The organism is Variovorax sp. GW821-FHT09D04 (genome assembly GCF_059416405.1).
In genome coordinates, this window is sequence record NZ_JBWKPA010000005.1 from 49,706 (window position 1) to 74,759 (window position 25,054).

Here is a 25,054-nt window from a genome sequence, read left to right on the forward strand (position 1 = left end):
GTTTCGCCCCTATCACGGAAGGGGGCCTTCGCGCATCCTGGCACCCTCGCACTCCCCTCCATTCGAGGGGCGAAAGAAATCATGCGCGTCGGCAGACTTCATGCCACCGAGAAAAACACGACGCCTACAGGAGACCCAACATGGCCATCATTGACTTCTTCGACCGCGGATGGGAGATCGATCCGCAAGCACCTGCTTACGTGATGGACGATGCGGTCTACAGCTTCGATGATGTCGGCACGCTCTCGTGCCGCATCGCGAACGCCCTGCTGGCGATGGGCCAGGGACGAGAGAAGGTCGGCGCGGTCTGGGCCGCCAACCATCCGGTGCCATGGACCTGCACCCTGGGGCTGTGGCGTGCCGGTATGGCGTGGATGCCTGTCAATCCGCGCGGAGCGCTCGAAGAAAATCGTCAGTTGCTCGATGCCTTCGACTGCGAGGTACTGTTCTTCCAGCAAGCCTTCGCACCGGCCGTGGAAGCATTGCGCCCCAATCTGCCGAAGATCCGGCTGTTCGTCTGCATCGAAGGCCCCGTGCCGGGGGCGCTAGGACTCTCCGAATGGATCGAAGGCCATTCGGGCAACAGGCCGCAGGTGACCTACCAGCCCGACGACACGGTGGCCGTGATGCCGACCGGGGGCACCACGGGTCTGCCCAAGGGCGTGATGAACACGCACCGCAGCTTCCAGGCCTTCTGCGCCCAGTTCATGATCGCCTGCAGCTACCGGGCCGACGAGAAGATCGTCAACCTTGCCGCAGCTCCGATGACGCATACCGCGGGTGTCTTGTCGCTGCCGTGTACGGCACGTGGCGGCACGGTGGTAGTGCTGACCAAACCCGATCCCACCGCCCTCCTTGATGCCATCGAGACGCACCGTGTGACCGAGTTCTTCCTGCCGCCGACGGTCATCTACCGATTGCTGGACATGCCGGGCATCGAGGGGCGCGACTTTTCCTCGCTGAAGTACTTCCTGTGCGGCGCTGCGCCGATGTCGGCCGAGAAACTGCGCCGCGCCATCGCGGTGTTCGGGCCCGTGATGATGGAGGCCTATGGTCAGACCGAGGCGCCCGGCGCAATCGCGATGAAGCGGCCGGAGGAGAACTTCGTCGGCGGGCAACTCGCCAGCGATGCGCGCCTGCTGTCCTGCGGCCGTGCCAGCCCGCTCACCCGCGTGGCGATCATGGGGGAAAACAACGAACCGCTTGGCGTCGGCGAGACCGGCGAGATCTGCGTGCGCGGTGACCTCGTCATGAAAGGCTACTACAAGGCGCCCGAGAAGACAGCCGACGCCGTCGTCGACGGCTGGCTGCACACCGGCGACGTGGGGCACCTGGACCGCGACGGGTATCTGCGCATCACCGACCGCAAGAAGGACATGGTGATCAGCGGCGGCTTCAACGTCTACCCGAGCGAGGTCGAGCAGGTGATCTGGGCTCACCCCGCTGTGCAGGACTGCGCCGTGATCGGTGTGCCCGATGCCGCATGGGGCGAGGCGGTGAAGGCCGTCGTCGAACTGACGCCCGGCATGCAGGTCTCGGACGGCGAGCTGATCGCCCTGTGCAAGCTGAAGCTGGGCAGTGTGAAGGCGCCCAAGTCGGTGGACTTCGTGGCCTCGCTGCCGCGCAGTGCCAACGGCAAGGTCCTGAAAAAAGATCTGCGCGCACTCTACTGGACGGCGCAGGACCGCAACATCTGATCCGCCGAGGCGGAAAGCGAGCAACCGATGACCCAGGAAACCCTCATCGCCGGTGTCGGCATGGTGCCTTTTGTGCGCCCTGGCCGCAGCGAACCCTATGACGTGATGGCGCAAAAGGCCGTGCAAGCGGCACTGGCCGATGCCCGCATCGACTACGGCCTCGTCGAGCAGGCCTTCGCAAGTTTCGTCTATGGCGACTCGTGCTCGGGCGAGCGCGCTCTCTACCGCGTCGGCATCACCGGCATCCCGATCACCAACGTGAACAACAATTGCGCGTCGGGCTCGTCGGCGCTGTTCCTGGCACGGCAGGCCATCTTGTCAGGTGTCTCGGAGTGCGCACTGGCGGTTGGCTTCGAGGAGATGCGGCCCGGCGCGTTGGACCGCATCTTTCCCACGCATGCGGACCCGCTCGAGCACCACCGCGCCAGTGTGATCGCTGCGATGGGACTCAGCGTGCAGGAGCAAGCACTGCCGCCCGCGCTGCTGATGTTCGGCTCTCAGCTCGAATGGGCTGCGCGTGAATTGCAGCTGACCGATGAGGTGTTCGCGCGCGTGGCCGTGAAGGCGCGCGCGCATGCGAAACACAATCCCTTCGCGATCTTCCGCGATCCGCTGAGCGTGGATGAAGTCCTGGCCGCCCCAACCGTGTGGGGGCGCTTACGCAAGCTGTATGCCTGCGCACCAAGCTGCGGTGCCGCTGCGGTGATCCTGTGCAGCTCCGATTTCGCCCGGCGCCATGGCCTGCGCGCCGAGGTGTCGATCCTCGCTCATGAGATGGGCAGCGACATCGCCACCGACCTTGACCCGCCCAATGTGCCCGATGCGTTGAGCCGAGCCGCCACGCGCCGTGTTGCGGATCGTGCCTACGCGCGCGCGGGGGTGGCGCCAACGGACATCGACGTCGCGGAGGTACACGATTGCTTCGTCAGTAACGAACTGCTCAGTTGCGCGAGCCTGGGCTTTTGTGCCGAAGAAGATCTGGCCGGCTTCGTCCTAGAAGGGCGCAATACCTATGGTGGGCAAGTGGTGGTCTGCCCGTCGGGCGGGCTGCTGTCCAAGGGCCATCCGCTCGGCGCAACCGGGCTGGCGCAGATCACCGAGCTCGCTACGCAATTGCGCGGCCAGGCCGGCGTGCGGCAGGTCGAGGGCGCTCGCCTGGCCTTGCAGCACAACGGCGGATTGGGCACGGCGGTGTCGGTGGCCATCCTGCAGCGGCGTGATTGACCCGAGATCGAACCGAAAGAGAAGAGAAAGAGAACCCGAATGACTGCTCCTGTCGTGCTCGAACGCGACGGCCATGTGGCCGCCATCGTGCTGAACCGTCCCGAACAATCCAACGCCATCGACCCGGACGCGGCGCAGGCGTTGATCGGGTGCATCGATACGGTGGCGGCCGATGCGTCGGTCCGCGCCGTGGTGCTGCGCGCTACAGGCAGGCATTTCTGCGCCGGCGGCAGCATCGCGTTCTTCGATCAGGCCGGCGCGGCGCTGCCGGCGCTGCTGGAGCAATTCATCGGTCCGCTCCACGCCGCCATCCACAAGCTGGCGACGCTGCCGGTGCCGGTGATCAGTGCCGTCAACGGGCCGGTCGGCGGCGGCGGCATCGGCCTCGCGCTGTGCGCAGACATCGTGCTGGCCGCCGAATCGATGAAACTGCGCGGCGGCTACTCAGCCCTTGGGCTCACACCGGACGCCGGTTCCTCGTGGCTACTGGCGCGCCGTGCCGGCGCAGCACGCGCCAAACAAATCTTTTTCACGAACGCCCCGCTGTCGGTACAGCAATGCCTGGCGTTCGGCATCGTCGACGAGATCGTCCCGGACGAAAAATTGGCGGCCCGCACGACAAGCCTCGCCCGTACTCTTTCGCAGGGCGCGACGGGCGCGCTCGCGCGCATCAAGCGGCTGGTCGACGGAGCGAACGAACGGTCGCTGCTGGAGCAACTCGACATGGAGCATCGGCTGATGGTCGAGGCAGCCGCATCGGTCCATGTGGCCGAGGGCATTGCCGCTTTCCGGGAGAAGCGCGCCCCGCGCTTTACCTGACGGCCTGTCCGGCTCTCCGCAATCGCTGAAAGATACTCCATGCAAATGAACCTCGATTTCCACGGCCGCCATGTCTTCGTTTTCGGTGGCACCACCGGCATCAACTTCGGCATCGCGCAGGCCTTCGCACGGCAGGGCGCCGCCGTGACCGTCGCGAGCCGCAAGCAGGAGAACGTCGACAACGCCTGCCGAACGCTTTCCGACGTCGGTGGCCCGGTACATGGCGCGTGTGCCGACGTGCGCGATTTCGACGCGGTCGGCCGCGCGTTCGAGAGCGCGGTCGGACGATTCGGGCCGGTGGATGTACTCGTCTCGGGAGCGGCCGGCAACTTCCTGTGCGCGGCGCGGGACATGTCGTCGAACGGCTTTCGCGCGGTGGTCGATATCGATCTCGTCGGCACCTTCCATGTGCTGCGCCAAGCGCACGCACACCTGTGCAAGCCCGGCGCGGCAGTGATCAACATCACCGCGCCGCAGTCCTTCGTTCCGATGCGCTACCAGGCCCATGCCTGCGCAGCCAAGGCCGGCGTTGATCAGTTGACGCGAGTGCTGGCGCTGGAATGGGGCGGCGAAGGTATTCGCGTCAACTCCATCTCGCCCGGCCCGATCGAAGGCACGGAGGGTTTCAGGAAGCTGATGGCGCCAACGCCGGAAGACCACGCCGCCGCGCGCGGCCACGTGCCGCTGCAACGCTTCGGCTCGCTCGATGACATCGCCAACCTCGCGCTATTCCTGGCTTCGCCCTATGCAAGCTACATCTCGGGTGCGCTGATCCCCTGCGATGGGGGTGGGGCCATCGAAAGCGTCAAGCCTGCGCTCGAGGCCGCGAGCCAAGCCGGCCTGTAGGCGGCAAGCACCGAGATAGCACATCCGCCGACGCGGGACTCCCGATGTCTTCAGGTCGATGAAGCGAACGCCGATACTTCACGCGCCAAAGGCATCGTAGGCTGTTTCTAGCCGCGGCCACTATCGACGCCGCGGCGCGTGTCTGTACAAGACATCCAAGTTCGAACCGTAGGGTTTCGACAATGCGCTGCACCAGCAGACTGAGCCCTTCAGTGTCCGTCGGACACCGATAGAAGTCGGCACCTTCCGCACCAATCTCGCGCGCGGTGCGGCAATGAGGGCCGAATGTCAGAGCGCCGGACTACGCTCTGGAGCAGACACACTCACGACATCATTCGACGTCTTTCAGCAAACGTCGCAGCACCTTCCCCGCTCCCGCGGTCGGCAGTGCATCCAGGAAACGCACATGCCTGGGCGCCTTGTACGGTGCCATGTTGTCTCTGCACCAGACGATCAACTCATCGGCGGCCAGTTCGGTTCCCGCCTTCTTCACGACAAAGGCTTTCACTACCTCGCCTTTGTCCACGTCCGGCTGTGCGACCACCGCCACTTGGGAAATGGCCGGGTGCTTGATCAGAATGGTCTCGACTTCCTCGGGGAACACCGGATACCCCGACACCTTGATCATTTCCTTGAAGCGCCCCATGAAGGTGAGATAGCCATCGGCGTCCATGCGCCCCATGTCGCCGGTGTGCACCCAGCCGTCGCGCAACGTGGCGGCGGTAGCTTCGGGGTTGTTGAAGTAGCCCTTAAAAACGCCGGGACTGGTCAGCACGATCTCTCCCTGCTCGCCCGCTGCCAGCGCATCGCCGGTGTCCGGGTCGAGGATGCGTATCACCACCCCCGGCACCGCCAGGCCCACCGTGCCCCAACGGATGGCGTTGGTCGGCATGTAGGTGTCGCAGCTATGGGTTTCCGACAAACCGTAGGCAGCCTCGCGCGCATGGGCGTTCGGAGCGAAGCTCTTCCACTGCAGGGCCAGCGCTTCGGTGAAGGCGATGCCGAAGCTGGTGACTGTGTTCTTGCTCAGGCTGGACAGATCGAATCGGGTGATATCGGGCTGCTGCATGCAGGCCGCGTTCATGGGTGCGATGCTGTACCACGCCGTGATTCGGTAGCGGTCGATGGCCTGCAGCGTGGCACGCGGCTCGAAACGATGCAGCAGCACGGCGGTGTCTCCGCAGAGCACCGGTACGTTCACGCCGGTCAACATACCGGCGACGTGGTACATCGGTGCGACGCATAGCTGTGTGTCATCCCGCTCCACCCCCATGGCGAAGGCCGAAGTACGCGTCTTGTACAGCGCATTGCCATAGGTGAGCATCGCGCCCTTGGGCAGCCCCGTGGTGCCTGACGTGTAGAGCATCAGCGCCAGATCATCCATGTCCAGTTCGACGGAGGCGGGTCTGGCGCTGCCGGACATCACGGCCAGAAAGTCTTCGCAGTCCGTCGGCACAACGCGCGCGTCTTCACGCGCCGTACTCAGTTCGGCGGGCAGGTCCAGTGTCGGCTGCGCGGGCAGCAGGTCGGCATAGTGCACTATGAACACGTGCGCCAGCGTGCTCACTGGCTTCACCTTCTGCACCACCGGCAAGAGGGCCGCTGCCGCCACGATCACCCGCGCGTTCAGGTCGTTCACCTGATAGGCCAGTTCATGCTCCTTGTTCAGCGGTCCGTTGGGGCACACGACGGCACCGATCTTCTGAATGCCGTAGTGCGCTACGACGTACTGCGGGCAATTGCCGAGGAACAGCACCACCGGATCGCCCTTCTTCACGCCAAGGGCCTGCAGGCGGGCGGCGAAGGCATCGCTGGCACGATCCAGGTCGGACCAACTCAGCACGGTGCCGTACCAAACCAGGGCAGCGGCATCGGGCCGTTCTCGCGCATGCATGCGCAGGTACTCGTGCAGGGGCTGGATCGGGCAGGCGGGCAGGGCTGTTTTCACCATGTCGATACTCTCTTTATGTCTTGGGGATGATGGCCGGCGGATCGAAGCAGGTCGTCGCCGGCGGTACGCCGGCGAAGCGCTCGATCTCGACGAGGCATGAATTGGCCGTGCTGCCCTGCGCGATCTCCGAAGTTCCGAAGTCGCGCGTGAGTACATTGGCGTTGCCATGCTTGTCGAGGGAGATGCCGTCGCCGTCTTCCGGCGACAGGTCCAGCCAGGCGCCGGTGGCCATCTGCAGCACACCCGGGATCACAGCATCGGAAACCACCGCCCCCGCAAGGCAGCTGCCTCGCGTGTTGAACACCCGGACGATCATCCCGGTCTCGATGTTCCGGCTTGCCGCATCGACCGGGTGAATCCGTATCGGCTCCCGCTCGGAGATCTTCAACTTCCGGCTGTGCGGCGCGTGGTCGTACTGGCTGTGCAGCTTGGAGCTCGGCTGGTTCGACAGCAGGTGCAAGGGAAACGCCTGCGCCTGGGTCGCGCCCAGCCATTCTTGCGGCTCGATCCAGACCGGATGCCCCGGCTGCCCCTCGATGCCGAAGTCGCGGATGGTCTGCGAGAAGAGTTCGATGCGGCCCGACGGCGTGCGCAAAGGCTTGCCAACCGGGTCATGGATGAACTCCGAGAAGACCGCCGCGGACTCCTGCGTCGGCACCTCGACCATTCCCTTCGCCCAGAACTCATCGAACGTCGGAAGCTTCAGGCCCTGCTCGTCGCCTTGCTCCTTGATCTGCGCATAGAACGAGCGCAGCCAATCCTCCTCCGTCTTCCCCCCCGTGAATTCTTCGAGGCATCCCAGCCGGGTGGCGAGCTCGGAGAAGACCTCGTAGTCGTTCCGCGCGTCCGCATGGGGTTTCGCATGCGCTGCGGAGGCGATGACAAAAGGATCGCTGCTGGTGCCCACGATGTCGTTTCGCTCGTACGCCACGGTGGTGGGAAACACGATGTCTGCATGCTTGGCCGTCGCCGTCCACCAGGGCTCGTTGACGATGATGGTTTCCGGCACCGCCCATGCCTTGCGAAGACGGTTCAAGTCCTGATGGTGATGAAAGGGGTTACCCCCCGCCCAATAGATCAGCCGTGTGTCGGGGTAAGTGAGCGTTTGGCCGTTGTAGCGAAACGACTGCCCCTTGTTGAGCAGCATGTCCGCGATCCGGGCCACGGGGATAAACGAAGACACGGGGTTCCTGCCCTGCGGCAGTGCGGGAATCTTCACCGTGATCGACTCAAGACCGATGCCGTTGACGGCGGCATAGCCGAAGCCGAATCCACCGCCCTCCAGACCGATCTGGCCGATCATCGACGCCAGCACGACCGTCATCCAGTACGGCTGCTCCCCGTTCTCGGCCCGCTGTACAGACCACGACATAGTGATCATGGTCCGGTGCCGCGCCATATCGCGCGCCAGCTGCGCGATTTCCTGCGCCGGCACGCGGCAGATGGATGATGCCCACTGCGGTGTCTTCGCAATGCCGTCGAACAGTCCCAGCAGGTAGGCACGGAACTGGTCGTAGCCGACCGTGTACCGGGCCAGGAATGACCGGTTCGCGAGGTTCTCGGTTTCCAGCACGTAGGCCAGCCCCAGCATCAGCGCCACATCGGTTTGCGGACGGATGGGCACCCATTCGCAGGGCACGCTTGTGTCGTCCCGGATCGGGCTTATCGAGACCAGGCGCACACCCGCCTGAGCGAGCTGCCCGAGCGTGTCGCGATAGCGATGCCGTGTGACGCCACCGGCATTCACCTGCGCGTTCTTTTCCGGCAGCCCCCCGAAGGTGACCAGCAGCCGGGTGTGGCCGATCATGGACTTGAACGAGGTGTGCCGACCCGCGAGGCTGTGCATCGAGCCGACCACGCGCGGGATGATCACCTCCCCGGCGCCGTAACTATAGGAGTTGATCGATCGCGTATAGCCGCCTAGCAGGTTCAGGAAGCGATGGATCTGGCTCTGCGCATGGTTGAACCGGCCGGCACTGGCCCACCCGTAGGAGCCGCCGAAGATCGCCGTATTGCCGTGCGTCGCGCGCACCCTGTCCAGCTGCGCGGCGGCCATGTCGAGCGCGGTCTTCCAGTCGACCTCGACGAAGGGCTCGCGCCCGCGGCCCGCACCGCTCGCACGATGCTGCTTCTCGAGGAACGATTGCCGGACAGCGGGCGCGGCCACCCTCGGCCCCGTGTGCGAGCCGTCCAGGCCCTCCCAGACCGGCGCCGGCGCGGGATCGCCCGACCAGGACCGGATGCCGGACACCCTCCCCTGGTTCACGGACACGCTATAGGTGCCCCAGTGCGTGGAGACCACGCGGTTCTCTTGGACAGGCAGCATGAACGGCTCCTGCGGACTCAGGCTGCCGCCCGGCTGGAGGCCAGCGGCGGCGGCGCCTCGCCCTGCCCTCGGCCGAGTTCTTCATCGGCCACGGCTTCCAGCGAACGGTTAGTGGTGCGCGGGCCGAACAGCAGCACGGGGATGGCGAAGACGATGTAGATCGCGGCAGCCGTCCACGTCACATACTTCAAGCCACCTGCGGACACCAGTGCCGCGCCCATCACGCCGGAGACCGCGCCGCCGACCCGGGCCCCCGACATCACGATGCCGTTGCCCAGGGCGCGCAACTGCGTGGGCATCGTCTCGGGGATGTAGGTGTAGTAGGCATTGAGGACGAATCCGGCGAAGACGGTGAGGATGCCGCCGATGATGGATACAGCCCAGTAGCCGGTGGACATGCCCAAAGCTGCCAGAGTGAGCGCCGCGAACACGGACATGAAGAGGATGGTGTTCTTGCGCTCCCACCGATCCAGAAATCGCATGGCGAGGAAAGGCATGGCGCCGTAGACCACGGTCCAGATGAACAGGATGAAATACGCGTCCTTCTGCGCGTACTTGAGGTCGTACACCAGTGCGTAGATGCTCCAGTTCGCCCAGGTGTAGTACGCGAGGTAGACCCCGAAATAGGAAACGAAGAGCACGGCCAGGTTGCGTAACACGGACCTGTTCTGGAACAGGTCGCGCAACGTCGGCTGCGCTGCGGCGTACGGTACAGCCGACACCTGGGGCGTGGCGAGCGGGCCCTGGCGCAGCGCACGCGCTTCCAGCCGGCTGACGATCTTCTCGGCGCGGTCGACTTGTCCGCGTGCCACGCACCAGCGCACCGACTCCGGCAGGCAGAAGTGCACCAGCGGGGCGATCAGCAGACCGATGCCGCCTGCGAGGAACAGGTGACGCCAGGTGTCCGGCCCGCCGGTCGGCAGGTAGAACATGGCCAGCGCCGCCGCAAGCACTGCCGCAGCAGTGAGCCCCATCGTCACGACCGACAGGAAGCGCCCGCGCGCGCCGCTTGGAAACATCTCGGAGACGTAGACCAGCAGCACCGACGTGGCCGCCTGCACTCCGAGGCCGGTGATGAAGCGGGAGCCCAGGATCAGTTCGTACCCGGGCACGAAGGCGGTCGCCACCACGCCGAGCGAATACATGACCGTGCCCCACACCAATACCGGGCGACGCCCCCATCTGTCCGAGAGCCAGCCGCCGACGAGCGCGCCGATCACCATGCCTACGTAGAAGGCGCTGCTGATGAAGCCGATCTGCTCGGTGCTCATGCCGGTGTGCGCCTTGATGGTCGGACTGGCATAGGCAAAGATGGCGTTGTCGTAGTACTCCAGCATCATGTTGAGCGCCAGCAGAGCGGCCCAGACGTAATGCAGCCGCATCGTGGGCAGGCGGTCGAATCGCGCCAGCAAGAACGAAGGGGCGATTCCGGCAGAGGTTGGCCTCGTCTCGTCAATACGGTTCATCATTTGTCTCCATCAGCGTTTCATCTGTTGTCTGGTTTTGTGCTGTGCCGCCACGCCCACGGAACACGCGGACGCAGCCATCCCCCGCATGCGGGGCGATGCGCTCTTCGTGGAAAGGCCGCGGCTGATGCCCGCGGCCTGCAGGCCGGGGCCTAGTCTGCGCCGCAGCCGACCACAGCGACCGCGCGGACCTCGACCAGGTACGCCGGGTGGGCCAACTGGGTCACGCCCACCCCGGTCCACGACGGGTAGCGGTCGGGCAGGAACTCGTCCTTGACCTTGGCGAACGCCTGGATGTCCGGGCCTTGCATGTCCATGTGGAAGGTCATGATCTCGACGACATCGGCCAGTGTGGCGCCGGCCTCCTCGAGGACGGCTTTGAGGTTCTGGAATGCCAGCCGGGCCTGCGCGGCCATGCCCTGGCCGGGCTTGCCCGTCGCCACGTCGAAACCGACCTGGCCGGACACCCAGACCATGTCGCCCACACGGGTGGCCGACGAGAAATGCAGCTGGTCGTAGTGCTTCGCCTTGACGGACGCGGGGTTGATCATTTGTCGCTTCATGGTGGTGGTACTCCTGGTGATGTCAGATGCCGGCAACCTGGCGGAAGATGGGCGAGCGGAACGAATCGCCCTGGCTGAAATGAGCCATTTCCTTGCGAAAGAGCGGACCGACGCGGGCATAGCTCGGCTTGCAAGTGGGCAGTTCCCGAAAGGTGGCGTCATCGCCGAAGAAGCGCATCACCAGGGTGTGACGGGTGGGGCAGCCGGCGTCGACCGGGGCGCCGCCGTGCAGCGAACGCGGGTGCAGGAACACGATGTCACCGGGGTCGATGTCGAAGGAGACGATGTCCCACGACGTAGGGTCACGCGCCAAGTCCTTGTCGATGTGCGGCAGGCGGGGGTAGGTGCCGTCGCCGTAGAGCGGATCCGTCGGATCGTCGGCGCTCATGAAGCTGGCGCCGTCGTACTGGATGCCCAGGTGCGAACCGCGCACGATCTCCAGCGAGTTCCTCTTGGGAATCTTCTGGAAGGTGATCCAGGCGTTGCCCCAGTGGCGGCCGGCCCAGGGCAGATTGGCCGTGTCCTGATGCCAGGGACCACGACCGCTCTTGCCTCCTTCCTTGGCGAAGATCTCCTCGGCGAAGTACCAGACGTTCTCCGAGCCCCACAGCTCCTGGAAGATCTGCCCGAAGGGCAGCGACGCTGCCAGTTCGTCCAGCTTGGCCTTGGCCTCGGGGTTGGCATTGTCGATATGGGTCTCCAGCGCAGTCCCGTTCAGGCCCCGGTAGACGTGGGGACCGGGGTTGGCCATGTCCCACTTGAAGGCGTCGTAGCACCGGGCCAGTTGGGTTTCGTCGAGACAGTTCTTGAAGACGGTGGCACCGTCGTTGCGGAACTGGTCGCGCATCTCGGGGGTGGTCAGCATGGTGAGGCTCCTTTGTGATCGGGCAGCAGAAATTTCCTTGCCCTGGATGCCTCACTGTAGCCATCCATCCAATTTTACACAACAGTCGTTCTGTTAATGAAATCCCATATTTACATGACACTCGTTGTGTAATATTTAGACCCCCCTAAGGGGAAACGAAGCTGACGCGAGGAAAGCTGTTGCCAGAACATGACGGCCACGACTGCACCGCAGCGAGGGGTCGCTGCGAATTCTCGTGTCGGGTATCAGGGGCAATCGGCCCCCACGGCACCATCGCGGCCGGCGCCGAAGCGACGCGCAGCATCGCTGCGCGCGCAGAGATGACAGTGCGGCCTAGCCGGCGTTCGCGCTGCGCGATCCGGGTGCGGGTTGCACGCCAGATGCCGGAGCGATCAGGACGCCTATAGCGTCGATGAGCGCCCGGATCCGCTTGGAAGTGAAGCGCTTGGGCTCGACGGGATACATCAGCATCCAGCCGTCCCCCATCGCGCTGAGTTGATCGGCAAGCAGGTCGGCCGGAATGTCGCAGCGAACGCTCCCTTGCTCCTGCGCTTCCTTGAGGATCGACGTCTGGATTTTGCGAAATTGCGCATAGCGCCGGGCGATCACCTCGGCGAATGCGGGCTCATACCGCCCCTGCGCCAGCAACTCAGAAGTCGCAGGCCAGAACCGTGTGTTGCGCTCGTTCAGCTGCAGCCAGTGTTCGAAGAGCAACCGGATGTCACCCTTTTCCCGGACCGACTCCAGCATGGCATCGAAGCGATCGAACGCGCTTTCCAGCAACGCGACGATGAGCTCCTCCTTGTTTGCGAAGTAGTACGTCACGGCACCGGTCGAGTGCCCGGCGTACTGCGCGACCGTGCGCAGCGATGCCTTCGCATAGCCTTCCCGTGCGATCACCGATGCCGCAGCCCTGAGCAACTCCTTGCGCTTGATTTCGGGGTCGCCGGCGGGGCGCCCCCTTGTCGGCGTCTGCCCACGCTCCCCGGCGCCGTGCGCTGGCTTGGTCTTCTTATCTGACATCGTTGAGGTCATCCACGAACAACTTGCACATCCATATCCATTCCTCGTGGACCGAAGCGATCGGTTTCGTCGGCCAAGATCCCACGGTACTCAGTTTAGTAGGCGCCCATGGGCACCACGAAGACTGCCATCAAGCGGTGCGATAGACACCCCGCCCGTCGACCTGCACCTGCCCGTCGGCCAGCAACTCGACCAGGTGTTGCGAGATGGTGCGGGTCTCCGCATCGACCACCCAGGGGCTTTCATAGCCCGGCGGATACAGCATCCGATGCTGGGCCAGCTGCGCCAGCGTCTTTGGCGATTCGCGCAGCAGGTCCAGCAGCCGCTGCGCGCGCTCGTCGAACTTGGCGGCGAAGGCCGCGAGATCGCGCAGAAATCGCTCTCTCTCGGTGTACACGCCACGGTGGTGCGAGGTGACCCACACCTTGGCCGGAATGTCCGGCAGCCGCGCCAGACTGCGGCGGAAATCCCGCAAGCTGGAGCCGGCGTCGCCGTAGTAGGGACCGAAGCCGGTCAAGTCGATGTCGCCGATGAATGCAACGCCCTCCGGCTCGACCAGCAGCACGGTGTGGCCGGCCGTGTGGCCGGGCATGTGAAAGGCCCGGATGCCCGTCCGGCCCAGGTCCCACCTCGCACCGTCCACGTAGCCTCTTGCATCAGGTCGCGGAGCATAGAAGAAGTCGCGTTGGAACTTGGCGAGCATGTCTTGGATGACGGCCGGATCGGTCATGCCGAAGGCTTTGAGCATGCCGTCCCAACCTTGCGCCGCAGGCAAGTCTGCTTCGTGCACATGCACCGCCGCGGCGGGCAGACGGTGCAGCCCAGCCATGTGGTCTTCGTGCACATGCCCCATGACCACCAACTCGGTGGCGTCGAACTCGGGACCGATGTGGTTGGCAACGATCGGCGTATCGAAAGCGGCGCGCGTATCGGTGCCACGTATGAGCACTTGGTTGCCATCGGGATACTTGCCATTCTTCTCGCCGAAGAAAACCGAGACGCGGCCAAAATCAATGCGGCTGACGGCAGTTAAAGGATCGGTTTGGTGGAAGACAGCGCTCATGCTGCCTCATTCCTGGTCATGCCGAACAGCCGATCGATGCATCTCATCCCTCTGCAAAGAGGCAATGTCCCATTCTCTTGGTCCCACCGCATGCCCCTTCTCCCCTGCATGGCAACTATCGAAGTGAAGCGACCTCGACGAGGGCAGCTTCGCTCCCAGTGGAATCTCCCGTCTGATGCTTGCATGGCGCGACCTCCCAACTCAAAGCAAAAAGTCAAAGACTAGCAAATCACATGATTTTTTACAACGATCGTTTTGCGAATGCATGAGCGACGAACAAGGCCGCCGATGCGCCACAGCGGGATCAGACCAAGGGCCGGTCTTCTCCGCGGAACGAGCAAGACCACAGCCCCACGGGTTCCGGCTTCCTATGAATTTCCTATCTAGTCCAATCGCACTGAAGGGCGCAGTCGTGCATTCAGCAGGTCCACCAGCCACAGCAGGCTGCCTCGAGCGAAGCCATGCAGCCTGGCCTGATGGCTCCGATACAGCAGCACGTGGCTGAGCTGGGCCAAACGTCCTTTGAAGGTCACACCTTTGAACATGCCCGTTTTTCCCAGCGAACCATAGGCGTCGTAATCGGCCAAGGAAACCAGGGCACCGAAGTCGGTGTGGCTGAAATCCGGCACCTGCGTGCAGTACTCAAGCGCAGCAGGCAGGTGACGAATCAGGTGCTGCGCCTGCTGATGCGCCACCTGTGCTGTGGGCGGCAACGGCAGATCACCGCCGATAGGCACTAGGCTCGCGCAGTCGCCGACAGCATAAATGGAAGGATCGAGCGTTGTCTGCAGCGAGGGACGCACCAGCAACTGGTTGCTTCGGTTATCGGAGGGTTCGGTTGCGACGCACAGCAGACGTTCAGCGGGCCACACTGACAGCAACCTGTCTGGAGGGGGCGTACACGAAGGACAGCTATGCAGCGATTGCCGTAGTCGGGATCGGAACAATCGATGTCTGCAACGAGGCCAATATCCGACAACCAAGGCAGTGTGAATCGCTGCGGGGCTCAGTCCAGATCGGGCTTCGTAGGTAAGGTCAGTACGCCGACGCATGCCTTCGGCGCCCGCCGAAGTTGCGCGCTTCGGCGGCCAGAGGGTGCGAGAAACCAGCAGGAGGACACTGTATCCATTGAATGCATCAGCGCGTGTCGAATCCTTCCCGCGCCACCCAGAACGGGCGACGCGCGTTCTCTTCGCGAATGCCTTCACAGATCAGCCTGTGCCAACACTGCTGCGTACACAGCGCCACGACGCCTAGCTAGGTGACGTGCAGGTGAAGCTGGACGCCGCCTCGGGATCGCCGGTGCCGTTGTACTTTGGAAACTGCGGGTGCCTGCACATCGGCCGCTGCATGCCCTTGCCCGGCTCGACGCTGCGCGTGGCCACGATCTCGCGGGCGCTGGGATGGGTGCCGGTTTCGATCCAGTCGAACATCGGGGTGACGAGGTCGACGCTGTCCGGGCCCTTGCCGCCTGCCGGCGTGGCGGCGCAGTGGTCGTTGCCTGCCAGCACGTAGTACTCGACGAACCGGTCGGCCGCGGCCTGCCCGCCCGCTGCGGCGACGACCTTGCGGTAGTAGTCCGTGGTGTTGTTCTGCGTGATCAGCCAGTCGGTGGTGCCGTGCATGAGCAGCATCTTGCCGTTGCGGGCCCGGAACCCGCTCAGGTCGGGGTTGACTGCATCGATCAATCGGGCGAGGTGGTCGAGTCGGTTCGTGTACTGCAGCGGGTCGACGTTCAGCGGGTCTGCGGACGGGTCTTGCGCCACGAAGTACTTCATGTAGTCGCCGCCGAGAATCTGAAACGTGGTGCCTCCGATGGCCTGCCACGATGCGTCGTCGGCGGTCTCGCCGCCGACATAGGGAAAGGCCGGCCATGTGTAGCGACCACCCGCCACATCGGTGGGCTCGTACAGGACCTTGGCGGACGCCAGCTGCGCGTCGGTCAGGCAAGAGTCTGCGTCGGCGCCCGTGCATCGGAGCTTGGCCAGATCGGGCTTGCAGGCCTCGGGGTGGCTGATGATGCCGTCCTTCAGGCCGTCGAGTGCATCGCATTGGGACTGCATGAAGTTCGCGAGGGTCTTGACCTTCGGGATGCTCAGGCCCGCCTCGGGCTGGGCCAGCTGCTTGAGTATTTTTTGATACCAGAGGAACTGGCCCGTGTAGGCATTGGCCGGGGCGCGCGCAATCACGCCGTCGAACAGATCGGGATGCCGTTGCGCCTGGATCAACGCCTGACGCCCACCGCCCGAACAGCCCTCGTAGACAAACTTCGAGCGGCCGACCGATTCGCCATAGCGCGAGCGGAGCACGGCCTTCGCCGATGCAAGCACCTTGGGCACGGCACCGTCTGCGTAGTCCTGAAGCAACTGGGGGTCCATAGCGAAGGAGCCATTGGGATGCTTGGCCGCATCGTGTCCATGGTTCGTCGCGATGGTCGCGTAGCCGCTTTCCGCGACGCCAGGGCTGTAGGCGCTGGGGTAGATGGCGCCGTCGAAGCCGCCGCCGCCGATGAACAGGACACGCTGGTTCCAGCTGCTGGGCAGCTTGACTTCGAAGGCGAGTTCCGGCCGCATCTCGCCGCGCACGGTGCAGGTCTCCGGCGTGGTGTCTGTCTGGGGCGTCAGCGTCGCCTGCGTGATCGTGGCGCCTTCGAAGGCCCGGCTCAGGAAGCTGTTGCACGCGGCCTGCGCGCTTCCGGCGGCGGACGGGAACAGCGCGGGTGGCGAGTTGCCACCACCGCTGCCGCTGCCGCCGCAGGAAGCAAGCAGCGCCGCAGCAGCCACCACGGACCACGAGGTGATGCGCCGGTGGGTGTTGCGTCGGCATGTGAGAGGGGCCATCTTCATCTTTTGTCTCCTTGTTGGGGCAATGCCCCCGTGAACGCGCACGCTGGCGCGGAAAGCACTCATGCGGCGGGCGTGAAAAGCACCGTGCCCTGCGCGAGCACGCTGGTCCTGTCGTCTGCGCTCTTGATCGCACCTTGCAATTCGAGAACGCAGCCGCCCTTCGAATGCGCGGCCATCGACGTCACGCGCCACTCGATGAGTACCGTCTCGCTCGCCCGTACGGGACGCAGCAGGTCGACCGAGAAGTTCATGCCCAGCACCTTCCCCCTCGTAGCGAAGTGGCTGGCGGTCAGCCCCATCAGCAGCGAGGTGGTGTGGGTCGCACTGGCGATCAAGCCGCCGAAGCGCGTGCCCTGTGCAAACGCGGCATCATGGTGCAGCGGGTTCTCGTCTCCCGCGGCCAGCGCGAAGGCACGCACTTGCGCTTCGTCGAAGGTGTGGGGTCGCGAGAAGCGATAGCCGGGCCCGACAGGCCCCAGGGCCGCGGCCGCTTCGCACTCAGCCATGGCTCGCGAGCCGGGTGATGGCGTCCTGACTTCCGGCCTGCTGGCGCAAGCGGAACTTCTGGATCTTTCCCGTGGCCGTCTTCGGCAAGGGGGTGAAGATCACGCGGCGCGGACACTTGAAGTGCGCCAGCCGCTCGCGGCAGAACGCAATGATCTCCTGCTCGCTGGGCGCGGCGACACCGGCCTTCAGCTCGATGAACACGCACGGCACCTCGCCCCACTTGGGGTCGGGCTGCGCCACCACGGCGGCATGCAGCACCGCCGGGTGTCCATGGATGACGTCTTCGATTTCGACCGACGAGATGTTCTCGCCGCCCGAAATGATCACGTCCTTCGACCGGTCGGTGATCTGCGCATACCCGTTGGCATGCAGGACCGCGACGTCACCGGTGCGGAACCAGCCGTCGGCGAGCGCCTTGCGCGTTGCCGCCTCGTTCTTGAAGTAGCCCATCATCACGGTGTTGCCGCGCAACATGAGCTCGCCCGCCGATTTGCCGTCGGGCACGACGGGTTCGAGGGTGTCGGCATCGCCGACCATGAGGCCTTCGAACATGGCGGCGCGCACGCCCTGGCGCACGCGCAGCGCCCCCTGCTCGGCGGGCGCTAGGTCGTCCCAGCCGTCCTGCCACACGCAACTCACCGGCGTGCCGGAAACCTCCGTGATTCCGAAGACGTGCTCCACGTCGAAGCCCATCGCCAGCACCGCGTTCAGCACGGCGAGCGGCGGCGGTGAGCCGGCCGTGAGCACGCGCACGGGGCGCGGCAGCCGGGTATCTTTCGCCGCGTCCGCGAGCATCGCCATCACGACCGGCGCTGCGCAGAGGTGATCGATCTGATGGCGCTCGATGGCCTCCAGCACGGCGTCGGCAGACACCCGGCGCAGGCAGACATGGGTGCCCGCCGCCGCAGTCACGGCCCAGGTGAAGCACCATCCGTTCGCGTGGAACATGGGCAAGGTCCACAGGTACTTCGGCGCCCGTGGCATCGCCCAGTTCGTGATCTGCAGCAGGCTCATGAGGTAGGTGCCGCGATGGCTGGCGACCACGCCCTTGGGGTCTCCGGTCGTGCCGGAGGTGTAGTTCAGGGCGATGGGTTGCCACTCGTCGCTGGGCCAGCGACCGGCAAAGTCCGGGTCTCCGTTCGCCAGCAGCGATTCGTAGTCGGTCTCGCCGATGGGTTCGCCGGGTGGTGCGAGGTGGTCGTTGATGTCGATGACCGCAGGCGCACGGTCGAGCAGCTTCAGCGCTGCGGCCACCGTGGCGGCGAACTCGCGATCGACCATCAGCAATTTGCACTCGCCGTGGCGCAGGATGAACGCGATGCCTTCGGCATCCAGGCGATGGTTGATTGCGTTGAGCACCGCGCCGGCCAGCGGAATGCCGAAGTGGGCCTCCAGCATGGCCGGCGTGTTGGGCGCGAGCACCGAGACGGTGTCGCCCGGTTCGATGCCTCGCATCGCCAGCGCGGACGCCAGGCGATGGCAGCGCTCGCGCGTCTGCGCCCAGGTTCGCGTCAGCTCGCCGTGCACCACCGCCACGCGGTTCGGATGCGCGAGCGCCGCGCGGTCGAGAAAGCCCAGCGGCGTGAGCGGCACATGATTTGCCGCGCAGCGTTCGAGGCCCCGTGCATAGGATGGCGCGCTCATGCGGTGGTCTCCTTGGAGGTGTCGTGGAAGGTCGTAAACGCGGAGACTGGCTCGCGCTCGGTGACGAGCGAGTTCTCGACCGACGAGGTGTCGGCGTAGCCCAGGCTCATGCCGCAGACCAGCATCTGGCCGGCGGGAATGTCCAGCAGGTCCGCGATCTGGCGATGGAATTTCAGGAACGCGGCCTGCGGGCAGGTGTGGAGGTTGCGGCCGCGCGCGGCCACCATCACGCTCTGCAGGAACATGCCGTAGTCCAGCAGGCTGCCCTCCTCGAGTTCGCGGTCCACCGTGAAGAACAGGCCCACGGGCGCATCGAAGAAGCGGTAGTTGCGACCGTGCTGCAGGTGCATGCGCTGCTTGTCGCCCTTGGCGATGCCGAGCAATCCGTAGAGGTCCCAGCCGACCTTGCGGCGCCGCTCCAGGTAGGGAGAACACCATTCGCGCGGGTAGTAGTCGTAGGGCTCGAGCAGCTCGCCCGACCGGCCGGGATCGTCGTCGAGCACGGCAATCGCCGCCGACAGACGGGCCTTGGCAGGCCCCGTCAGCACATGCACATGCCAGGGCTGCATGTTCATGCCGGAGGCGCTGTAGCGCGCCGTCGAGAGGATCGCCTCGACCTCTTCCCGGGGCACCGGCCGGGGCAAGAACGCCCTGACGCTGCGCCGGGTGGCAATGGCCCAGTCGACCGCTCCTTGCAGCGCGTGTGCCTCCAGCGGTGGCGCCATCATTCGGTTCATTGAGGTTTCCTTGCTATTTCGAAGCCGGGCGAATCGCCCCGTCCACACGGCCCACTTCGCCGGTGGCCGCGCGCGCGGCCTTGGCCTGGGTCGACGCGGCGCGCGACTGGTTCACGAACGACACCGCTGCCGCGCCGATGACGCCGGCCAGGGCGATCGCCATGAAGTTCTGCTCGATGGGCAGGCTCAGCGACACGAGCCAGCCGATCAGGATCGGCGCGGCAATGGCGCCGATACGGCCGACACCCGAGGCAAAGCCGACACCCGTCGAACGCACGGCCGGTGGATAGAAATCGCCGGCGTAGGCATAGGCCAGCAGTTGCGTTCCGAGCGTGGACGCCCCCACCACGAACACGGCAACGAACAGCAGCTCGGTCGATTTCGTGTATGCGAGCGCGGCCAGCGACGCAGCCCCGACCACGTAGAACGCCACCAGCACATGCTTGATGTTGAACTTGTCGCTCAGCAAGCCGCCGCCGATCGCGCCCACGATCGCACCGACGTTGAAGACGATCACGAAGTTCAGGGCCGAGCCCAGGCTGTATCCCGCCATGGCCATGAGCTTGGTCAGCCAGGAGTTCAGCGCGTAGACCATGAACAGCCCCGTCATGAAAGCCACCCAGATCATCACGGTGCTGAACGCGCGTCCGGCGTCGAACAGGGTGCGCACCGGCGCGTCGTGCAGGCGGTCGGTGGACGCGCCGACATACACGATGCCGGCTGCGTTCGGCTGCTCCGGCGCGAGCTTGGCCGCGATCTCCCCGAGCTGCCGCTGGTCACCCTTCTTGAGAAGAAACGACAGCGATTCGGGCATCGTTTTCAGGATGAGCGGAATCAGTAGCACGGGCAGGCCGGCCACATAGAACACCCATTGCCATCCGTGGCTCTCGATGAGCTGCTTGGCAGTGAGCGCAACCAGAATGCCGCCTACGGAGTAGCCCGCGAAAACCATCGTCACCAGGCGCGTGCGCAGCTTCACCGGGGCGAACTCGCCCATCTGCGCGGTCACGATGGGCAACACCCCGCCGATGCCGAGGCCCGCGATGAAGCGGGCGACGCTGAAGCCGATGGGTTCGGTGGCCAGCCCGGTCAGCGCCGTGAAGACACTGAAGAGCGCCACGCACACCGCGATCATGCGAGGGCGGCCGATGCGGTCTGCCAAGGTGCCCAGGAAGATCGCGCCCAGCATGGTTCCGAACAACGCCGACCCGGCCATGACGCCGGCGCTCGTGGCGTCGACGCCCATGTCTTTCATGATCGATGGCAGCGCGGCACCCACGACCGCCAGGTCATAGCCGTCGATGACCAGGATCAACACGCACCACCAGAGCACGAGCCCGTGAAAGCCGTTGAACCGGGAGTGCCCCGCCAACGCGTGAATATCGACCTGCTTGCCGGCCTGCTGCATGTTTTTGTCTCCTGTCGTTTGATCTGTCGCGAGATGCGATGTCGACGGGAGGTTAGTTCTGCAGGCGGCACGCTTCCATGCCCGCGCGTCTCGATCTGGATGGGGCGTTCGGACATGTCGGCATCCCTGCCGGACGCCGGAGCTTCGGCTTATTGCGGCGCGGGCGCGGACGAGCGATAGGCGCCCGGGCTGACGCCTGTCCATTTCTTGAAGGCGCGATGGAAGGCGCTGGTTTCCTGGAAGCCGGTGCGGGCAGCGACTTCGGCCACCGTCAGCGACGCACTCGACAAGAGGTCGATGGCGATGTCGCGCCGCAGGTCGTCCTTCACGCGCTGGTAGCTCACGCCCTCCTGCTGCAAGCGGCGTTGCAGCGTGGTGCCGGAAACGCAGAGTTCCTGTGCGAGCTTTTCGAGTTCGGGCCACGCCTCGGGCATCTGGCTGCGCAACCTGTTGCGCACCTGGGCGCTGGTGCTTGCATCGTTGCGGTACTTGACCAGCAGGTTGGCCGGCGCTTCCCTCAGGAAGTTGTTGACCGTGGCGGGCAACTCCGCGATCTTCAGGTCCAGCAGATCGCTGGCGAAGCTGATGTGCGTAGTCTCTCCGTTGAACTTCACGTTCTCGCAGAAGCGCGTGCGGTAGTGGCTGTCGTCGCCGGGCGGCGGGCACCGGAACTGCATCTCGCGCAGGGGAATGCGCCGGTGCACGAGCCAGCACGCCAGGCCATGAACGAGGATGAACCAGGTGCCGTAGCCGAACAGCCGGCGCAGCACGCCGCCGTCATGCAGGACGATGCGCGCCTCGTCGCCATCGCAGACCAGCTCGCCGCGGAAGTCGTCCAGCGTGGCGTGGAGGAACCTCAGGATGCGGCGCAATGCGTGCGCGAGGTTGTCGGCGTTGACGGCGGCGCGCGTCATGAGCGCATAGCTGCCGCGGCGAAGCCCGTGGCTGTCCAGGCCGAAGAACTCGTCGTCCATCAGGTCGGCCAGCGCCACCCACATCTGCGAGTACGCCGCCGCCGAGATGCGCGCGCGCGGCGCGTTCAACAGCTCACGATCAATCTTGGCGCTTTCGAGGACGCTGCTGATGTCCATGTTTCTCAGCGCCGCGGCGTGGATCGCCTCGTGCACCAGTTCAATGGACACGGTTCCCTTCAAGCCTGCAGACTTCATACGCACTCGCTCAAGAATCAGTGGTGGGGCGAGCTCTTTATAAGCGCGTTTCGCGCTGTGCAGGATGCGGCCTCAGGGGACCCGCAGCGTCTGCAGCAATGAGATGCCGCCGACCTCTGTCGTGGGCTGTCGCGGAAATTGTGCGACTAGGTGCTCTGGGAACCGGAAGCGCCAGGCGTCATCGAGGAAAGCCTCGACAGTACGGCGCTGCGGCAGACATCCAGAATTTCATCGGCCAGTGGCGAGTCGTCAGGACACGCCCGCGACAGCACGATGGCACCGACTGCCTGCGCAATGAGGTCGATCCGCCTGGCGCGTGCGTCGCCGCCCTGATCGTCCTCCTCTGGCGCGTCGAACTGGTTTCCCAGGGTCACCAGCAGGTTTTCAATGCCGGTCGCAAACGCCGTCTTGATCGACTCCGGTTGGCGCGCAGCATCTGCACACAGGGCGGCCATCGTGCAACCGTCACCCGGTGCATCTCGGTGTTCACGGGACAGATAGTGATGGACAAATGCCATCGCATCGACGCCTTCGGCCTTGGCGGCCGTCTGCGCAAAACCGCAAGTCGCGGCTTGCGCCATCAGGTCGGCCTTGGATTCGAAGTGCTTATAGAACCCGCCGTGGGTAAAGCCTGCGAACGCCATCAAGTCCGCAATCCCCACCCCGTCGTAACCACGCTCGCGAAACAGCGTGGAGGCCGTCTCGACGATGTGCGCCCGGTTCGCCTGTGCCTGCGCCTTGGTGACCTTCATGTCCAGGACCTCTCTAGATGTGCCATCGGTGAAGCCATGAATATACATTGATGTCGATCATCATCAAAGTCCTTGACATCAAAGATGATGATCGACATCATTAGGCCAACTTACCTTGGAAGGCTTCCGAAAATGAGCGATACCCACCTGACCGCACCCACCCGCTTCGTCGAAGTGGATGGCGACAAATTCGCCCATCGCCGCTGGGGCAACACCTCCAGCGGACAGCCCCCTCTGTTCTTCGTCCAGCATTTCCGCGGCGGCCTGGACCACTGGGATCCCCTGTTGACCGATGGTCTGGCCGCAGGCCGCGAGGTCATCCTTTACAACGGTCGCGGCATTGCCTCCTCGACCGGCACGCCCCGCAACCGGATCGAAGACATGGCGGACGACATCGCCCTGGTGATCCGGGCGCTGGGTCTGTCCCAGGTCGATCTGCTTGGTTTCTCGATCGGGGGCTTCCAGGTGCAGGAGGTCGTGCTGCGTCACCCGCAACTGGTTCGAAAGCTCGTCCTGCTCGGCACCGGACTGCGCGGCGGCGATCCGAAGATGGAGCCCAGGGTGCTGGAGGTCGCGCCGAACCCCGTGCCGACCGCGGATGACTTTCTCTACCTGTTCTTCGGCCGCTCGGAAGCTGCCAAGCAGGCGGGTCTGGCCTTCTGGGAGCGCCGCCACCAGCGCGCCGACCAGGACCCGCCCAGCTCGATGGCCGTCGCTCAAGCCCAAGCCGAGGCGCACGCCGCCTACCTGCAGCCGCTGCCGGGTGCGAACCCCTATGCCTTCCTGAACGCCGTCACGCAGCCGACCCTGGTGCTCAACGGCGTCGACGACATCATGATTCCCACGATCAACTCCTGGCATCTGTCGCAGAACATTCCCAACGCGCAGCTGTTGATCTATCCCGACGCCGGACACGGCGCGCAGTTCCAGTATCCCGAGCGCTTCCTGCAACACGCGATCCAGTTCCTCGAGGAGTGATGCCGTAGCGCATCCCGTCCCCGCCCGATCAACGACGACACAGCAAACAAGCATGACTGACAAGACGCTCTTCGAGCCCTACACACTTGGCTCACTCCAACTGTCCAACCGCATCGTGATGGCGCCGCTGACGCGCAATCGGGCAGGCGCGGGTCTGGTGCCCAGCGAGTACGCCGCCACCTACTACGGTCAGCGCGCCTCGGCGGGCCTGATCATCACCGAGGCCACCCAGATCTCGGCCGATGCCCAGGGCTACCAGGACACCCCGGGTCTGTACACGCCGCAGCAGATCGACGGCTGGCGCAAGGTGACCGACGCCGTTCACGCCAAGGGCGGGCGGATCTTCGTGCAGTTGTGGCACGTGGGCCGTATCTCCCACGTCGACCTGCGCCCTGGTGGCACCGCGCCGGTGGCCCCCTCCCCCATCCGCGCCGCGACCAAGACCTTCGTCAACAACGGTTTTCATGACGTCTCTGAGCCACGTGCCCTGACCCTGGATGAGATTCCAGGCATCGTCGAGGATTTCCGCCAGGCTGCGGCCCATGCAATCACTGCGGGGTTCGACGGCGTCGAGGTCCACGGTGCCAACGGCTACCTGCTGGAGCAGTTCATCAAGGACGGTGCCAACACCCGGACGGACGCGTACGGCGGCTCCATCGAGAACCGCGCGCGCCTGTTGCTCGAAGTCACGGCCGCCGTGGCGAAGGAAATCGGTGCCGAGCGCACCGGTGTGCGCCTCTCGCCGGTGTCGTCGGCCGGCGCCATTTCGTCCAGCGATCCGCAGTCGCAGTACGACTACATCGCCGAGCAACTCAATGCGATGGGCATCGTCTACCTGCATGTGGTCGAAGGCGCCACCGGGGGTCCGCGCGATGCCGCACCGTTCGATTTCGACGCCTTGCGCACTCGCTTCAAGAACACCTACCTGGCCAACAACGGGTATGACCTCGAACTGGCCAACGCCCGCCTGATCGAGGACAAGGCCGACCTGTTCGTCTTCGGCCGCCCCTTCATCAGCAACCCCGATCTGGTCGAAAGGCTGGAGATCGGCGCACCCCTCGCCGCGCTGGACCCCACCACGCTGTATGGCGGTGGCGCCAAAGGCTACATCGACTATCCGACCCTCGCTGATTCCAGCGTCCGGTAGTCGTTTTTCCACGCTGCATATCG

Annotated in this window: 20 protein-coding genes and 1 pseudogene; 6 read left to right on the top strand and 15 right to left on the bottom strand. The window is 64.9% G+C overall.

Annotated elements, in window-relative coordinates; translation table 11 throughout:
* The first annotated feature begins 140 nt into the window (after window positions 1–140).
* The 4 genes from AC07O4_RS16840 to AC07O4_RS16855 are packed head-to-tail and all read left to right on the top strand — an operon-like array spanning window position 141 to window position 4,586.
* Window positions 141–1,697: a class I adenylate-forming enzyme family protein gene (locus AC07O4_RS16840; RefSeq protein ID WP_369632464.1), complete on the top strand. Its 1,557-nt coding sequence runs from the start codon at window positions 141–143 to the stop codon at window positions 1,695–1,697.
* Window positions 1,698–1,724: 27 nt separating this feature from the next.
* On the top strand, window positions 1,725–2,921 hold the full coding sequence (locus AC07O4_RS16845) for a thiolase C-terminal domain-containing protein (RefSeq protein ID WP_070064105.1): 1,197 nt from the start codon (window positions 1,725–1,727) through the stop codon (window positions 2,919–2,921).
* A 39-nt stretch (window positions 2,922–2,960) separates the two neighbouring features.
* On the top strand, window positions 2,961–3,740 hold the full coding sequence (locus AC07O4_RS16850; protein WP_125948593.1) for an enoyl-CoA hydratase/isomerase family protein: 780 nt from the start codon (window positions 2,961–2,963) through the stop codon (window positions 3,738–3,740).
* A gap of 39 nt (window positions 3,741–3,779) precedes the next feature.
* Window positions 3,780–4,586, top strand: coding sequence for an SDR family oxidoreductase (locus AC07O4_RS16855; RefSeq protein ID WP_492736744.1), 807 nt, complete (start codon window positions 3,780–3,782; stop codon window positions 4,584–4,586).
* 331 nt (window positions 4,587–4,917) lie between these two features.
* On the opposite strand, the gene AC07O4_RS16860 is transcribed toward AC07O4_RS16855, so the two are convergent.
* From AC07O4_RS16860 to AC07O4_RS16930, 15 genes and pseudogenes are all read right to left on the bottom strand, one after another.
* Window positions 4,918–6,537: an AMP-binding protein gene (locus tag AC07O4_RS16860; protein ID WP_125948591.1), complete on the bottom strand. Its 1,620-nt coding sequence runs from the start codon at window positions 6,535–6,537 to the stop codon at window positions 4,918–4,920.
* Between the two features lie 13 nt (window positions 6,538–6,550).
* Entirely contained in the window at window positions 6,551–8,863 is a 2,313-nt protein-coding gene (locus AC07O4_RS16865; protein WP_492736746.1) for a molybdopterin-dependent oxidoreductase, read from the bottom strand.
* Between the two features lie 17 nt (window positions 8,864–8,880).
* On the bottom strand, window positions 8,881–10,329 hold the full coding sequence (locus AC07O4_RS16870) for an MFS transporter (RefSeq protein ID WP_164546794.1): 1,449 nt from the start codon (window positions 10,327–10,329) through the stop codon (window positions 8,881–8,883).
* 152 nt (window positions 10,330–10,481) lie between these two features.
* Window positions 10,482–10,892, bottom strand: coding sequence for a RidA family protein (locus AC07O4_RS16875; RefSeq protein WP_062469655.1), 411 nt, complete (start codon window positions 10,890–10,892; stop codon window positions 10,482–10,484).
* A 22-nt stretch (window positions 10,893–10,914) separates the two neighbouring features.
* Entirely contained in the window at window positions 10,915–11,757 is an 843-nt protein-coding gene (locus tag AC07O4_RS16880) for a phytanoyl-CoA dioxygenase family protein (RefSeq protein WP_062469658.1), read from the bottom strand.
* A gap of 333 nt (window positions 11,758–12,090) precedes the next feature.
* Window positions 12,091–12,780, bottom strand: coding sequence for a TetR/AcrR family transcriptional regulator (locus AC07O4_RS16885; RefSeq protein ID WP_125948588.1), 690 nt, complete (start codon window positions 12,778–12,780; stop codon window positions 12,091–12,093).
* A 130-nt stretch (window positions 12,781–12,910) separates the two neighbouring features.
* Window positions 12,911–13,843 carry an MBL fold metallo-hydrolase gene (locus tag AC07O4_RS16890; RefSeq protein ID WP_070064098.1) on the bottom strand — a complete coding sequence of 311 codons (933 nt, stop codon included), beginning with the start codon at window positions 13,841–13,843 and terminating at the stop codon, window positions 12,911–12,913.
* A gap of 383 nt (window positions 13,844–14,226) precedes the next feature.
* A pseudogene (locus tag AC07O4_RS16895) lies at window positions 14,227–14,664 on the bottom strand (NAD(P)/FAD-dependent oxidoreductase); the annotation flags it as partial.
* A gap of 432 nt (window positions 14,665–15,096) precedes the next feature.
* Window positions 15,097–16,689, bottom strand: a complete 1,593-nt coding sequence (locus AC07O4_RS16900; protein WP_492736750.1) for a tannase/feruloyl esterase family alpha/beta hydrolase — start codon at window positions 16,687–16,689, stop codon at window positions 15,097–15,099.
* Window positions 16,690–16,748: 59 nt separating this feature from the next.
* A complete protein-coding gene (locus AC07O4_RS16905) occupies window positions 16,749–17,195 on the bottom strand; it encodes a MaoC family dehydratase (protein WP_070059255.1) in 447 nt (148 codons plus the stop codon).
* On the bottom strand, window positions 17,188–18,840 hold the full coding sequence (locus AC07O4_RS16910) for an AMP-binding protein (protein WP_492736752.1): 1,653 nt from the start codon (window positions 18,838–18,840) through the stop codon (window positions 17,188–17,190). Before AC07O4_RS16910 ends, AC07O4_RS16905 begins: the two co-directional genes overlap by 8 nt.
* Complete coding sequence (locus AC07O4_RS16915) at window positions 18,837–19,577, bottom strand: nitroreductase (RefSeq protein WP_159270788.1); 741 nt, start codon at window positions 19,575–19,577, stop codon at window positions 18,837–18,839. The genes AC07O4_RS16910 and AC07O4_RS16915 overlap by 4 nt, the downstream gene beginning before the upstream one ends.
* 13 nt (window positions 19,578–19,590) lie before the next feature.
* Window positions 19,591–20,985: an MFS transporter gene (locus AC07O4_RS16920; RefSeq protein WP_495305166.1), complete on the bottom strand. Its 1,395-nt coding sequence runs from the start codon at window positions 20,983–20,985 to the stop codon at window positions 19,591–19,593.
* A 149-nt stretch (window positions 20,986–21,134) separates the two neighbouring features.
* Entirely contained in the window at window positions 21,135–22,154 is a 1,020-nt protein-coding gene (locus AC07O4_RS16925; protein ID WP_495267535.1) for an AraC family transcriptional regulator, read from the bottom strand.
* A gap of 146 nt (window positions 22,155–22,300) precedes the next feature.
* On the bottom strand, window positions 22,301–22,906 hold the full coding sequence (locus AC07O4_RS16930) for a TetR/AcrR family transcriptional regulator (protein ID WP_095747520.1): 606 nt from the start codon (window positions 22,904–22,906) through the stop codon (window positions 22,301–22,303).
* A 132-nt stretch (window positions 22,907–23,038) separates the two neighbouring features.
* Here AC07O4_RS16930 and AC07O4_RS16935 point away from each other — a divergent pair, with 132 nt between their 5' ends.
* Together AC07O4_RS16935 and AC07O4_RS16940 are read left to right on the top strand one after the other, a co-directional pair.
* A complete protein-coding gene (locus AC07O4_RS16935) occupies window positions 23,039–23,884 on the top strand; it encodes an alpha/beta fold hydrolase (RefSeq protein WP_139701795.1) in 846 nt (281 codons plus the stop codon).
* 52 nt (window positions 23,885–23,936) lie between these two features.
* Window positions 23,937–25,031 (top strand): alkene reductase, encoded by a 1,095-nt coding sequence (locus AC07O4_RS16940; protein ID WP_139701796.1) that lies wholly within the window; start codon window positions 23,937–23,939, stop codon window positions 25,029–25,031.
* The last annotated feature ends 23 nt before the right edge of the window (window positions 25,032–25,054 follow it).